The sequence below is a fragment of the Agrobacterium sp. FDAARGOS_525 genome (assembly GCF_003938925.1).
GTDB lineage: Bacteria > Pseudomonadota > Alphaproteobacteria > Rhizobiales > Rhizobiaceae > Agrobacterium > Agrobacterium pusense.
In genome coordinates this window covers 1916339-1930201 of sequence record NZ_RKIU01000003.1, presented here as the reverse complement: position 1 = coordinate 1930201, position 13863 = coordinate 1916339, and the positions used below count along the sequence as shown (strand labels likewise).

At 59.8% G+C, this 13863-nt stretch carries 12 protein-coding genes and 1 pseudogene; 6 read left to right on the top strand and 7 right to left on the bottom strand.

Going from position 1 to position 13863, the window contains the following annotated elements:
• The first annotated feature begins 39 nt into the window (after nt 1–39).
• A complete protein-coding gene (locus tag EGT36_RS10745; protein ID WP_037091703.1) occupies nt 40–792 on the top strand; it encodes a DUF3750 domain-containing protein in 753 nt (250 codons plus the stop codon).
• Between the two features lie 4 nt (nt 793–796).
• Here EGT36_RS10745 and EGT36_RS10740 read toward each other — a convergent pair whose 3' ends face one another.
• A complete protein-coding gene (locus tag EGT36_RS10740; RefSeq protein ID WP_037091704.1) occupies nt 797–2140 on the bottom strand; it encodes a chloride channel protein in 1344 nt (447 codons plus the stop codon).
• 146 nt (nt 2141–2286) lie between these two features.
• Here EGT36_RS10740 and EGT36_RS10735 point away from each other — a divergent pair, with 146 nt between their 5' ends.
• Together EGT36_RS10735 and EGT36_RS10730 are read left to right on the top strand one after the other, a co-directional pair.
• A complete protein-coding gene (locus EGT36_RS10735; RefSeq protein ID WP_004440470.1) occupies nt 2287–2562 on the top strand; it encodes a YlcI/YnfO family protein in 276 nt (91 codons plus the stop codon).
• Entirely contained in the window at nt 2559–2858 is a 300-nt protein-coding gene (locus EGT36_RS10730; protein WP_037091705.1) for a type II toxin-antitoxin system RelE/ParE family toxin, read from the top strand. The genes EGT36_RS10735 and EGT36_RS10730 overlap by 4 nt, the downstream gene beginning before the upstream one ends.
• Nucleotides 2859–2861: 3 nt before the next feature.
• On the opposite strand, the gene betA is transcribed toward EGT36_RS10730, so the two are convergent.
• The 3 genes from betA to betI form a co-directional block, all read right to left on the bottom strand.
• Nucleotides 2862–4511 (bottom strand): choline dehydrogenase, encoded by a 1650-nt coding sequence (betA, locus tag EGT36_RS10725; RefSeq protein WP_037091706.1) that lies wholly within the window; start codon nt 4509–4511, stop codon nt 2862–2864.
• 231 nt (nt 4512–4742) lie between these two features.
• On the bottom strand, nt 4743–6224 hold the full coding sequence (gene betB, locus EGT36_RS10720; RefSeq protein WP_125270385.1) for a betaine-aldehyde dehydrogenase: 1482 nt from the start codon (nt 6222–6224) through the stop codon (nt 4743–4745).
• A gap of 11 nt (nt 6225–6235) precedes the next feature.
• Nucleotides 6236–6856, bottom strand: a complete 621-nt coding sequence (betI, locus tag EGT36_RS10715; protein ID WP_006700007.1) for a transcriptional regulator BetI — start codon at nt 6854–6856, stop codon at nt 6236–6238.
• Between the two features lie 370 nt (nt 6857–7226).
• On the opposite strand from betI, the gene EGT36_RS10710 reads away from it, so the two are divergent.
• The 3 genes and pseudogenes from EGT36_RS10710 to EGT36_RS10700 all read left to right on the top strand — a co-directional run bounded on the left by EGT36_RS10710 (nt 7227) and on the right by EGT36_RS10700 (nt 10534).
• On the top strand, nt 7227–7463 hold the full coding sequence (locus tag EGT36_RS10710) for a ribbon-helix-helix domain-containing protein (RefSeq protein ID WP_022555776.1): 237 nt from the start codon (nt 7227–7229) through the stop codon (nt 7461–7463).
• 168 nt (nt 7464–7631) lie between these two features.
• Nucleotides 7632–9428, top strand: a pseudogene (locus EGT36_RS10705) (GGDEF domain-containing protein); the annotation flags it as partial.
• Nucleotides 9429–9520: 92 nt separating this feature from the next.
• Nucleotides 9521–10534, top strand: coding sequence for an NAD(P)H-quinone oxidoreductase (locus EGT36_RS10700; protein WP_037091708.1), 1014 nt, complete (start codon nt 9521–9523; stop codon nt 10532–10534).
• A gap of 401 nt (nt 10535–10935) precedes the next feature.
• Here EGT36_RS10700 and EGT36_RS10690 read toward each other — a convergent pair whose 3' ends face one another.
• From EGT36_RS10690 to cysT, 3 genes are read right to left on the bottom strand one after another with little or no spacing between them, the layout of a single operon-like run.
• Nucleotides 10936–11976, bottom strand: a complete 1041-nt coding sequence (locus EGT36_RS10690) for a sulfate/molybdate ABC transporter ATP-binding protein (RefSeq protein ID WP_006700005.1) — start codon at nt 11974–11976, stop codon at nt 10936–10938.
• Between the two features lie 11 nt (nt 11977–11987).
• Nucleotides 11988–12860, bottom strand: coding sequence for a sulfate ABC transporter permease subunit CysW (gene cysW / locus EGT36_RS10685; RefSeq protein WP_022555771.1), 873 nt, complete (start codon nt 12858–12860; stop codon nt 11988–11990).
• Nucleotides 12853–13710, bottom strand: a complete 858-nt coding sequence (gene cysT / locus EGT36_RS10680) for a sulfate ABC transporter permease subunit CysT (RefSeq protein WP_037091709.1) — start codon at nt 13708–13710, stop codon at nt 12853–12855. Before cysT ends, cysW begins: the two co-directional genes overlap by 8 nt.
• Nucleotides 13711–13863: the final 153 nt, after the last annotated feature.

The following is a 13863-nucleotide window of genomic DNA, read 5'->3' as shown; positions in this document are numbered from 1 at the left end:
TTGATACCGCAATTGATTTTTCGATGCACGGGGCCATCAGTGAAATTTGCAAAACGTCTGTTACTGGCGATTGCCATTATCTACCTGCTGCCGGCACTGGCATCGGCCGGACTGTGGGCCATGAAGGACCATCCACGCGGCTGGAATGCCGCCAGATGGTCATCGTCAGGCATGCTGCCGGCGGCTTCGAGCGACGGGCAAGCCGCCGTCTACGTCTTTTCCGCCATGACCGGCGGCTTCAAGGGCTCGGTCGCCAGCCATGCCTGGGTCGTGTTGAAAAAGCCGGGCGCTACGAGCTATGACCGTTATGACAAGGTGGGCTGGGGCACGCCGATCCGCCATAATGGATATGCGGCGGACGCCTATTGGTATTCCAACATGCCGCGCCAGGTGGTGGCCATTCACGGCGTAGAGGCGGAAAAGCTGATCCCCAAGATCGAAAAGGCGATTGCCGACTATCCCTATGGCAAGCCGGGCGGCTATCGCATCTATCCCGGGCCGAACTCGAACACCTTCGTCGCCCATGTGCTGCGCAGCGTGCCCGAACTCGGCGTCGTTTTGCCGCCGGATGCGGTCGGCCGCGACTATCTGCCGGACGGTGCATTTTACCACGTCGCCGACGACTGGAAGGATGCGAGCGTTTCGCTCGGTGGCCTGTTCGGCATTTCGGCGGGTGCGCGCAGCGGCTTCGAGATCAACTTCCTCGGTCTCGTGGCCGGCATCGATTTCGCCCGGCCGGGCGTGAAGATACCCGGGCTTGGTTATTTCGGCGTGGCGGGCATACGCGCTTAAGCCGTCACGTTTCGTTAGCCTGAGCGGCGCGTCTGGCGCGGATGCTCTGGGCGATGAAGACCCGTGACAGGCCGTGATAAAGCGGTTCGCGAGAGAAAAGCCGAGACGTCAGATATCCCAGCATCGATGCGGCCATGATGGGTATGACGCCTTCATGATTACCGGTCATTTCGAGGATGATGACGAAGGCTGTCATCGGCGCCTGCACAACGCCGGCAAAATAACCCGCCATGCCGACGATGGCGCCAAGGCCGATGCTGGTGCCGAGCAAGCTCGCCATGGTGCTGCCGAAACCCGCACCGACCGACAGAGACGGCGCGAAAATGCCGCCGGGGATGCCCGACATCATGGCAAGGAAAGTCGCCGCCAGTTTTTCGATGAAGAAGAACGACGGTGCGGCTTGCCCCTCTATCGCCGCACGGGCCTGCTCGTAACCGGTTCCGAATGTCGCGCCGCCTGTTGCGATGCCGAGGACGGCGGAAGCAAGGCCGCAGGCGGCGGCAACCGCCAGCATTCGCTTCAGGGGCATGGTCTGGGCGAAACGGCGGATACGTGCAGAGAGGCGCAACGCACCAGCGCTGAAAAGAGCGCCAAATGCACCACCGCCGACACCGCAGACAAGCACCAGCAGCCAGTCCATCGGCGTTTTCGCCATGACCGAGCTGGTGCCGAAATAGGTATAGCTGCCGACCAGAGCCAGCGATGCAAGGCCCGACAGGATGACGGCCGTCAGCACAAGGCCGTTGGCGCGGGATTCATAAGTCTTACTCATCTCCTCGATGGCAAAGACAATGCCTGCGAGCGGCGTGTTGAAGGCCGCCGCAATGCCCGCCGCCGAACCGGCTAGGATGAGGCCCTTGGCCTGCGCCATGCCGCCCCAGCGAGCGGCCTGCAGCATGATCGAGGCCCCCACCTGAACCGTCGGCCCCTCACGGCCAATCGACGCGCCGGAGAGCAGACCGGCGACGGTGAGCACCACCTTGCCGAAAGCAAGCTTCAGCGACAGAAGCCGCGAACGATCCGCATCGTCCCGCAGGTGCCGGGCGGCGATGGCCTGCGGAATGCCGCTGCCGCCGGCGTTGGGGAAAACCGTGATCGCGAGCCAGGCGCACAGGGTGAAACCGAGCGGCGTGATGATGAGCGGCAGCAGAAACGCCCATTCGCCTGAGGACGTGGCCGCGAAGAAGAGGTGCTGGGCGCGATCCGCTGCCCAAGCGAAACCGACGCTGATAAGGCCGACGGCAATCGCACCAATCCAGAAAACCGCCCTTGGCTTCCAAATCCGCCATGAACCCCAGACAACACGGGAACGGCGGAGCATTTTCAGCTTCTTGTAATCGACGGGCATGGCGATCCAGATCGGTGATTTCAGTCATTGTCGGGCGGGAGGCCCTTTTATCGGCCTGCCAGCCGGCGATTGCAAGTTTTGCATTTGACTCGTTGCGACAGATGGCAGATGCTGCGCATCGCAAATGCAACGAATGGAGAGACAAGATGAAAACCGCAACTTTGCCTTCGCTGCGTGTAACGGCGGATTTCCGCGAAGCGGCAGAAAGCGTTCTGAAGGACGGCGAGACGCTATCGTCATTTGTCGAGGATTCGGTCCGCAGGGAAGTTGAAATCCGCAAGTCACAGGCAGATTTTATTGCCCGCGGGCTGGCGGCACGTGAAGAAGCCAAAAAAACGGGTGTTTATCACAGGGCGGAAGACGTTCTTGCTGAACTAAAAACTATGCTTGACGCGAAGCTCGCTGAAGACGACGACAAGTGACGTATCAGGTTTTTCTCGCCGACAGAGCGCGCGACAACATAACGCGCCTATATTCTCATCTCCTTCGCCGTGACAAACATGCGGCTAAGCAAGCCTATAGGGCAATCGAAAAAGGAATAGCCGCACTGGCGGATTTTCCAATGAGTTGCAGGAAAATTGATGCGGACAACCCGTTTCTGCGTGAGTTTCTTATTCCGTTCGGTTCATCAGGCTACGTCATTCTCTTTGAAATAGAGAATGCTGAAAAGGTAACAATCCTCGCGATCCGCCACCAGCGCGAGGACGATTACTATTGACCTTCACCGGTCGCTGACTGCCGCTCGCGGGTTTACCCACGGCTCCTGATTGGAGCGCGGCAGCGGGGTCTTGCCGAGAATGTGGTCCGCGGCCTTTTCGCCCGTCATGATGGAGGGGCCGTTCAGGTTACCATAGGTCACGTGCGGGAAGATCGAGCTGTCTGCAACGCGCAGGCCCTCGACACCGATCACGCGGCATTCGGGATCGACAACCGCCATCGGGTCGTTTCTGTCGCCCATGCGGCAGGTGCCGCAGGGGTGGTAAGCGCTTTCCAGATGGTCGCGCAGGAAGGCGTCGATCTGCTCATCGGTCTCGATATTTTCACCGGGCTGGATTTCCGGGCCACGGAATTCGTCGAATGCTTTCTGGCCAAAAATTTCGCGCGTGAGGCGCACGCAATGGCGGAATTTCTCCCAATCCTCTGGGTGGCTCATATAGTTGAAACGAATGACCGGCTCATCTGAGGGATCCGCGGAGCGCAAGGTGACGTTGCCGCGCGATTTCGACAGGTTGTAGCCGACATGCGCCTGGAAACCATGGCTTTTCGCCGCCGCCTTGCCGTCATAGGAGATGGCAACGGGCAGGAAATGATACTGAATGTCAGGTTGCTTGAGCCCGGGGGCGGAGCGCAGGAAGGCGCAGGCCTCGAACTGGTTGGAAGCACCGAGGCCGCCTTTCGACAGCAGCCATTGCGCACCGGCCACACCCTGCCAGAACCACGGAAGCCACGAATAAAGCGAGACCGGCTTGGTGGAGACCTGCTGGAAATAAAACTCCATATGGTCCTGGAGATTGGCGCCGACGCCGGGGCGATCCGCCTTCACCTCGATGCCCATGTCTTTCAGATGGGCGGCGGGGCCGATGCCCGAGAGCATCAGCAGCTTCGGCGAATTGAAGGAGGAGGCCGAAACGATGACCTCGCGACCGGCCTTGATGGTCTCCACCACACCCTTGCGCTCGATCTCGACTCCCACGGCGCGGCCGTTCTCAATGACCACCTTGCGGGCAAAACCGTTGACCAGCGTGACATTGCCTCGCTTCAGCGCCGGTTTGAGATAGGCATTGGCGGCGGACCAGCGACGGCCATTGTGAATGGTCTGCTCCATCAGGCCGAAACCTTCCTGTTTGGAGCCGTTATAGTCATCCGTCAGTTCAAACCCCGCTTGGGCGCCGGCCTGAATGAAGGCGTGAAACAGGGGGTTATTGACCGGCCCGCGCTGTACATGCAGCGGCCCATCCGTGCCACGCCAGCCTTCCTCGCCGCCATGGCTGTGTTCCATGCGCTTGAAATAGGGCAGCACATCCGCATAGGCCCAGCCCTGCGCGCCGAGCTCTTCCCAGCGATTGAAATCCTCGGCATGGCCGCGCACGTAAACGAGGCCGTTAATGGAGGAGGAGCCGCCGATGACCTTGCCACGCGGGGCGGTGATGCGGCGATTATTGAGGTTCGGTTCTGGCTCGGACAGGTAACCCCAATTGTAGCGCTTCATGCTCATCGGCCAGGCCAATGCGGCAGGCATCTGGATGAACGGGCCGAAATCGGAACCGCCGGCCTCAATGACGATGACGGAATAGCGACCATCTTCCGACAGGCGGTAGGCGATGGCGGACCCTGCGGAGCCGGAGCCGACGATGACGTAATCTGCTTGCATTGTTGCTCTCTCCGATGAGCGGTTGTTCCGATCAATTGACTGTCAGGGGGTGGGTTACCCCCCTCTGCCCTGCCGGGCATCTCCCCCTCAAGGGGGGAGATCGGCAAGCGGCGCTACCACCGCTCCATTCGCAAACTTTGAGATGGGCGAGACCTCGCCTCAGGTCGATCTCCCCCCCTTGAGGGGGAGATGTCCGGCAGGACAGAGGGGGGTGAACCCAACCATTGAACCTCAATAAGGCGCTTCCACCTTCCCCGTGCTCACATAAACCGTCTTCAACTCACTATAATGCTCCAGCGCCGACGCCGAATTCTCGCGGCCGAAGCCGGATTGCTTGGAGCCACCGAAGGGGATTTCCACCGGGCAGAGATTGTACGTATTGATCCACAGCGTGCCCGCCTCCAGCTGATCCACCACGCGGTGGGCGCGGGCGAGATCGGCGGTAAAGACGCCGCCGGCCAGCCCGAATTCGGTGGCGTTGGCGCGGGCAAGAACCTCGTCTTCATCCTCGAAATCCAGCACGCACATGACGGGCCCGAAGATTTCCTCGCGGGCGATCGTCATGTCGTCGGTCACGTCAGCGAACACGGTGGGCTGAACGTAGGCGCCCTCACCCGCGACATTGTTGGGGATGCCGCCGCCGGTGATGAGCGTCGCACCTTCCGCCTTGCCCTTTTCGATATAACCGAGAACCTTCTCCTGCTGGGCCTTGGAGACCAGCGGGCCGAGATGGGTGGCGTAATCGAGGGGATCGCCGAGGATCATCGCTTCCGTGCGGCTTTTCAGGTTTTCAAGGAAGCGGGCCTTCGCCTTTTTCTGCACGAAGACACGCGTTCCGTTGGAGCACACCTGCCCGGAGGAGTAGAAATTGCCGAGCATCGCACCGCCGACGGCGCTTTCGATATCGGCATCATCGAAGACGATCAGCGGCGACTTGCCGCCCAGTTCCATCGTGACATGCTTCAGATGCCCGGCGGCAGCGGCGGCCACCTTGCGGCCGGTCGGCACCGAGCCGGTAAGCGAGACTTTCGCCACATCCGGGTGATTGACGAGCAGCGGCCCCGTATCACGATCCCCCTGAATGACATTGAACAGGCCCTTGGGAAGACCCGCTTCGATAAGGATTTCAGCAATCTTCAGCGCGCCGAGCGGGGTGTTTTCCGAAGGCTTGAAGACCATGGCATTGCCGGCGACGAGCGCAGGCGCGGCCTTCCAGCAGGCGATCTGCTGCGGATAGTTCCACGCGCCGATACCGACGCAGACGCCGAGCGGCACACGTTTCGTATAGGCGAAATCGCCGCCGAGCGGGATGTAATCGCCATTCAATGCGGAAGGGGCGATACCGCCGAAAAATTCGAAGGCATCCGCACCCGAGGTCGGATCGGCGACGATGGTTTCCTGAATGGGCTTGCCGGTATCCAGCGTTTCCAGCGTCGAAAGCGCCTCATTGCGTTCGCGCATGATATCGGCGGCGCGTTTGAGGATGCGGCCACGCGCCATGGTGCTCATTGCCGCCCATTCCTTCTGGGCGCGCTTGGCCGAGGCGATGGCACGCTCGACAATCGCCGGCGTTGCGGCGTGAAGCCGGGCGATGATCTCGCCGGTTGCGGGGTAGATGCTCTCGAATGGCGTGCCGGCATTGTCCTCGACATAATCGCCGTCGATGAAATGCGAGGCTTTCGGCTGCGCCCTGAGTGGCGTGGCGATGGTCATGTCGAAGTCTCCTAGAGAGTGCGGATGGACGGCTTGGCGCGCTGTCCATCGGGAAAAGATCTGAGCTGCATGTCGAAATAATCCTCGACCAGCGCCGGTGCAGAGGCGAGGCCGAGCGGGGCGGAACGCAGGCTGTGCCTGATATAAAGCCCGTCGATGAGGGCTGCGGCCCCTTCTGCAATGCGTGCGGCATCATCGGGCGGGCAGAGCCGGTTGAGGCTTGCCATGAGGTTGGAGCGCAGGCGGCGGGAATAAATCACCAGCAGCCGGCGGGTTTCTTCCGAGCGCTGCGCCTCAACGTAAAAGGCAAGCCATGCCGCCACCGTTTCGGGCGTGAACTGGTCGCTCTGGAAGGAGACATGGACGATGGCGCTCAGCCTTTCGCGCGGGCCGGAAGCACGGGTCAGCGCCGCCACCGCATCACGCCTGAGATCACGCAGCAGGCTGCGAATGGTCTCCAGCAGGAGCTGCTGCTTGCTGCCGAAATAATGATGCGCAAGCGCCGCCGACACCCCCGCTTCCCGGGCGATGTCAGACATTGTCACATTCAACGAGCCATGGTGGCCTATGGTGCGCAGCGCCGCATCCACGAGCGCTTTTCGGCGCAGAGGCTCCATTCCGACCTTGGGCATGACGATCTCCTTGAGGGCGGCAAAATATTATTGATTGACTGATCAATCAATAAAAAATGCGCCATTCCGTGTCGCTATTTTGCTGTAAATCAATTCTTTCTCATCGGACGGACCCTGGTGTCGGCAATGGCCGGCGCGTGAGGATCATCTTCATGCTCCCGGCGCGGTCACGGGGGAAAAACTAAACCGTGATATACTGCGAATTGGGAATGGAACACGTTCCGTGCTAATATCCCAGCTGATACAAATTTCGCTGGAAGCGGCGCCAGACGAAAGACAATAAAAACGCCCGCCCTAGACCACGACGGCAGCCGATACCCATCCGGAGATCGAATGACCGTTCGCAGTGTTTAAAGAAGGGAGTGATATCATGCCAATGGTGACAGTATCGATTTCCCCGGAACAGGCAGCAAGAATGCGCGAAGCCGTCAATTGCGGGGCTTATGCATCCGGTAGCGAGGTCGTCAGGGAAGCGCTGCGATTATGGGCGGCGTCTGGCGCACACGGTATGGGCGCGAAGTCCAGGGAACCCGTGGAAGCCGACCGGGAGCGGGTGAACGTGGCCGATCTCTACGCCGCGCACTCAGGACATGTCCGCCGGGCGTGAGGCCCGGCTACTACCCCACATATCAAGGGGGTTGCAACAAAACGTTCATCAAAGCTTCACAGAGGTGAAAGCTTTTGTTGACCTGTAATCTGCGATTGTTCGCCGCAAAAGAGAAAGGCTCTCCTTACCTCAGCCACGGAAGGAAGGCCGTAATAGCGGAGAACAGAAATGCAGGCCGTTACGCTGGAAAACGATGCCGTAAGGCGATTTGCCTCCGGGCACATGTTTCCCATGGCGAAGCTCGTGCTGGAAACCGCGTTTCAGCCGATCGTCGAGGCGACGACGGGCACTATTTTCGGCTATGAATCACTGATGCGCGGCCACGACCGGCTCGGTTTTTCCGATCCGCTGGCGCTTCTCGACCAGGCGGCGCAGGGCGGCGAACTCAAGGCTTTCGAGCAGATGCTGGCGAGCCGCGCGCTGGCGAAATTCTCCACCCTGCCTGACTTCTCCTCCGCCACCCTGTTTCTCAACCTCGATGTGAGGCTGATCGCGCAGGGCGACGCCATTCTCGACAAGCTTGTGGGCCATCTGGCGCGCGCGGGTATTCCCCCCTCCTCCATCTGCTTCGAGCTTTCCGAACGCTTCGACAATACAAGCGTCCCCGAATTCACGACGCTGATTGCCCGCATGCGGAAAGAGGGCTTCAAGCTGGCGATCGACGATTTTGGCGCGGGACACGGCGAGATGAAGCTTCTGTGCGATTTTCCGCTGGACTATCTGAAGATCGATCGTCACTTCATCACCGGCGTCGATCATCTGCCGCGCAAGCAGCATCTTGTCCGCAGCATCGTCAATATTGCCCATGTTCTGGGGGTGCGGGTCATTGCCGAGGGCATTGAAACGGAAGCGGAGTTCCTGACGTGTCGCGAATTCGGCGTCGACCTGGTGCAGGGCTGGCTGATCGCCAGGCCAACGGTCTTCACCAGCGAGTTGCCGGAGAGCTTTCCCCACATCAACCGCATCGGCGTGGCGCGGCGAAACAGCCAGACTCTGGATGAGATCCTGATCCGCCGTGAAATCGAACGACTTCCCACCGTCTTCGAACATGACAGCGTCGACAGCGTCTTCGAGCTCTTCCGGAGAAACCCGCAGCAGGCGTTTTTTCCGGTTCTCAATGCCAACGGCGAACCGCGCGGCGTCATCAACGAATATCATCTCAAGGAATATATCTACCGACCCTTTGGCCGTGACCTGCTCAAGAACAAGATCTATGAGCGCACCATCTCCCATTTCGTCGACGCCGCGCCGATCGTCGGTCTCGATGCCGATGCCGACCAGTTGATGAACATGTTTGCCAGCATGGGCGGCAGCGCCTGCATTATCCTCACCGAAAACATGCGTTACGCCGGCATCGTTTCCGCCGCTTCGCTTATCAAGGTCATCAATGAAAAACAGCTGAAGATGGCGCAGGACCAGAACCCGCTGACGGCATTGCCGGGCAACCGCGCGATTGGCGGCTTCATCGCCGACCGCTGCAGCGATGGCGACGAGACACGTTTCTTCTGCTATTGCGACTTCGACAATTTCAAACCCTTCAACGACAAATACGGCTTCAACGCCGGCGACCACGCCATCACCCTGTTTTCAGCACTGATGCGCCGTTACTTTTTTGCCGGCGACTGCTTCCTCGGACATATTGGCGGTGATGACTTCTTCATCGGCGTGCGCGACTGGGCGGTGGAAGACCTGACGGAAATACTCGAGCGGCTGCTCAGCGATTTCCACGACGATGTCGCGGAACTGTATTCGGCCGAGGATCGCGAGGCGGGCTGCATGAAGGGCCAGGACCGGCACGGCAATGAGCGGGACTTCGCGCTTCTGCGCTGTTCCATTGGCGTTCTGAGCTTGCCCAAAGGATTGATCATCGCAAATCCCGAGCGCATCGGCAGCGAGATCGCGGGCGTTAAAGCGGCTGCGAAGGAAAATGACAGCGGCCTCGTCATCCGGGTCTTCGGCGAGACAATTGACACCAGTGACAAACGGCCTTCTTCCCTAAGCGGCGCATCTGACCTACATCTTCAGGCGACGCCGATAGTGAGGAGTTGCCCCTGACCATGCCCGACCCCAAGACCCTGCCCGAAAAAATGCGTTTCATCGACCTTCCCTCCCATGGCGGTCCGGAAGTGATGCGTCTTTCACAAGCGCCTTTGCCGAAGCCCGCGAAAGGCGAGGTTTTGGTGAAGGTCGAGGCAGCAGGCGTCAACCGGCCGGATGTCGCACAGCGCCAGGGAACCTATCCGCCACCCAAGGATGCAAGTCCGATCCTCGGCCTTGAGATCGCCGGCGAGGTTGTTGGGCTTGGCGAAGGCGTCGATGAATTCAATCTTGGCGACAGGGTCTGCGCGCTCGCCAATGGCGGCGGTTATGCGCAATATTGCGCCGTTCCCGCTGGGCAGGCCCTGCCCTTCCCCAAAGGTTACGACGCCGTCAAAGCCGCAGCCTTGCCGGAAACCTTCTTCACCGTCTGGGCGAATCTCTTCCAGATGGCGGGCCTGACCGAAGGTGAAACCGTGCTCATCCACGGCGGCACCAGCGGCATCGGCACGACGGCGATCCAGCTTGCCAAAGCATTCGGCGCGGAAGTTTATGCCACGGCGGGCTCTGCAGAAAAATGCGAGGCCTGTGTGAAGCTCGGCGCCAAACGCGCGATCAATTACCGCGACGAGGATTTCGCCGAAGTCGTGAAATCCGAAACCGGCGGCAAGGGCGTCGATGTCGTTCTCGACATGATTGGTGCTGCCTATTTCGAAAAGAACCTTGCGGCGCTGGCAAAGGACGGCTGCCTGTCCATCATCGCCTTTCTGGGGGGCGCAGTGGCCGACAAGGTCAACCTCACGCCGATCATGGTCAAGCGCCTGACCGTCACCGGCTCCACCATGCGCCCGCGCACGGCGGACGAGAAACGCGCCATCCGTGACGATCTCGTGGATCAGGTCTGGCCGCTGATCGAAAGCGGCCAGGTCGCACCGGTCATCAACCGCGTCTTCACACTGGATGAGGTTGCGGAAGCGCACCGGCTGATGGAAAGCAGCAGCCATATCGGCAAGATCGTGATGCGAGTCGACTAGGTGCTGCAGAGTAAGTTCTCAGTTAGCCCTCTTGCATTACTCACGAATCGTACTACCTTCTAGTTATGTTCAACGTATCGGAAGGAGGTGATCCAATGTCTAGTGAGATTTCGGTCTCTGGTGCAGGCAATGGAAAGGGTGTGTTTTCGACGGGGCAGCCCTCGTTGTAAACCTCTTCTGCCTTCGGAACGTTGAGAAACAGTCCCGGGTCTGTAAACAGGACCAAACTCATGGAAGGGTCGCTCAGGCGGCCCTTTTCCGTTTTTGCTTATTGCTTCGGCTATTGAGAAATCTGCGCTTCGAGTGCAGGTGCGGTTCTCTCGCGACGAGAAAATCTCCTTAATCAGATTGCAGTTCACCGCCGTTGAAACCATCGACCCTAAACGGCGGTCACCTCTTCCTTATTTCTTCCCGAACACCTTCCACCGCGTCGGGCGGAACCGCAGTTCGGCACCCACCGCCACGGCGGCGTTGAGCGGCACTTCGATTTCGAGGTGGTAGGGTTCATGGCCGTTATTGGCGATGTCGATTTCGGCGATGCGGGTGCCGGCCAGGCGGCGACAGGTGGTGACCTTGCCGTAAAGCGCGTCCTTTTCGTCCGTCAGCACCACGTCTTCCGGCCGGAAGAACAATTCGCCCTCGCCTGCGCCGCTTTCGTTGACGCCGATGCTTTCGCCCTGGAACAGCACATGGCCATCACGGATGGTGACCGGCAGGCTGGAGGATTCGCCGATGAAGGAGAAGACGAAGGGCGAGTTCGGCGTGTCGTAGACGTCATCGGCGGTGCCGACCTGCTCGATCTTGCCCTGGCTCATGACGACGACGCGGTCCGCCAGTTCCAGCGCCTCTTCCTGATCGTGGGTGACGAAGACGGTGGTGTGGCCGGTGCGGTCGTGGAATTCACGCAGCCAGCGGCGCAACTCCTTGCGCACCTTGGCGTCCAGCGCACCGAAGGGTTCATCGAGAAGCAGCACCTTCGGTTCGATGGCGACGGCGCGGGCGAGCGCCACCCGCTGGCGCTGGCCACCCGAGAGCTGCGAGGGGTAGCGTTTTTCAAGCCCGGAAAGGTGCACCATGTCGAGAAGCTCGGACACGCGCTTGCGGATTTCCGCTTTTGGCGGACGCTTGGCGGAGGGTCGCACCTTCAAGCCGAAAGCAATGTTGTCTGCCACCGTCATGTGGCGAAACAGCGCGTAATGCTGGAAAACGAAACCGACATTGCGCTCCTGCACGGTGCGATGCGAGGCGTCTTCGTCGCCGAAGAAAATCTGGCCCGTCGTCGGCTGCTCAAGACCGGCAATCAGACGCAGCAGCGTCGTCTTGCCGGAACCGGAAGGACCAAGCAGCGCGATCAGCTCGCCCGAGCGAATGTTGAGCGACACATCGTTCAGCGCCGGAAAGCGATCAAACTGCTTGGTGATGCCGGAAACTTTCACTTCCATGAAGATGCCTTTCAATGCTTGCCGGCTGCGTTGCCCGCGCCAAAGCGTATTTCGAGAATGGTTTTAAGAACGAGGGTCACCAGAGCCAGACCGGCAAGCAGCGTCGCAACGGCGAAGGATGCGCCTATATTGTACTCATTATAGAGTATCTCGACATGCAGCGGCATGGTGTTGGTCTCGCCGCGAATATGGCCTGAAACCACCGAGACAGCGCCGAACTCGCCCATGGCACGGGCGTTGCAGAGCAGCACGCCATAAAGCAGGCCCCATTTGATGTTCGGCAGCGTGACGTACCAGAAGGTCTGCCAGCCGGATGCGCCAAGCGAAATCGCCGCCTCCTCGTCACCATTGCCCTGATCCTGCATCAGCGGGATCAACTCGCGCGCGACAAAGGGAAAGGTGACGAAGATGGTGGCGAGCACGATGCCCGGCACCGCAAAGAGGATCTCGATGCCGTAACTCTTCAGCCATGGGCCTAGCACGCTGTGCGAGGAAAACAGGATGACGTAGACCAGACCTGATATGACCGGAGAGATCGAGAATGGCAGGTCGATCAGCGTGATCAGGAATGCCTTGCCCTTGAACTCGAATTTCGCGATGGCCCAGGCGGCCGCTACTCCAAAAATGAGGTTGAGCGGCACCGAAATAGCGGCGACGAGCAGCGTCAGCCGAATGGCGGAAAGCGCATCCGGCTCGAAAATCGCCTCCCAGAAGCTTTCCGTGCCCTTGCGGAATGCTTCGAAGAAGACCGAAACCAGGGGCAGGACGAGAAATGCGGCGAGGAAGACGAAGGCGATGGCGATCAGGGCCAGCCGCGCTGGCAGGCTTTCGCTGGCGGGATCGCGGAACGGACGCGGCGTGGTGCGGGAAACAGTCTCAGACATAACCGTACCTCTTGCGGCTCCAGGCCTGAATGAGATTGATGAGGAACAGCATGGCAAAGGAGATGATCAGCATGATGGTGGCGATGCCGGTGGCGGCCGCATAATTGAACTCCTCCAGCCGGATGACGATGAGGAGCGGCGCGATTTCCGAGACGTAGGGAATATTGCCGGCAATGAAAATGACCGAACCGTATTCTCCGACACCACGCGCAAAAGCGAGCGCAAACCCCGTTAGGATGGCGGGTGTGAGGCTCGGCAACAGAATGCGGGTTATGGTCTGGAAACGATTGGCACCGAGCGTTGCTGCCACCTCCTCCACCTGCCGGTCGATCTCCTCCATCACCGGCTGCACGGTGCGCACCACGAAGGGCAGGCCGATAAAGATCAACGCGATGACGATGCCGGTCGGCGTGAACGCAATCTTGATGCCATAGGGCTCAAACAGCGAACCGACCCAGCCGCGATTGGCGTAAAGCGCCGTCAACGCAATGCCCGCGACCGCGGTTGGAAGCGCAAAGGGAAGGTCCACGATGGCATCCACGAAACGACGGCCGGGAAAGCGGTAACGTGTGAGAACCCAGGCGACGATGACGCCGAAGACCACATTGACCAGCGCGGCGAGGAATGCCGTGCCAAAACTGACGCGCAACGCATTCAGCGTACGGCTATCCGTGGCAATCGCAATGAAATCTGCAAAACCGAGTTTCGCCGTGGACCAGACAAGGCCGCCAAGCGGAATAAGAATGATGAGAAACAGATAGGTGACGGTGTAACCAAACGTCAGGCCGAAGCCCGGTATGACGCTCGACTGCCGCCACTTCCACCTGCTTCCGGAAATATTATTGCTCATCAAGGCTCCGGATAATCTTAGTTTTTGAACATTTCCGGGACAGTCAACCGAGGTCTGCCCGTCCTGGAGGTGCTCTCTGGGAGCCGGTATTCCCCCGGCGCTTATTATAAAGTATCGACCGGCACGGCGTCCGGTCGATCAGGTTCTGATTTG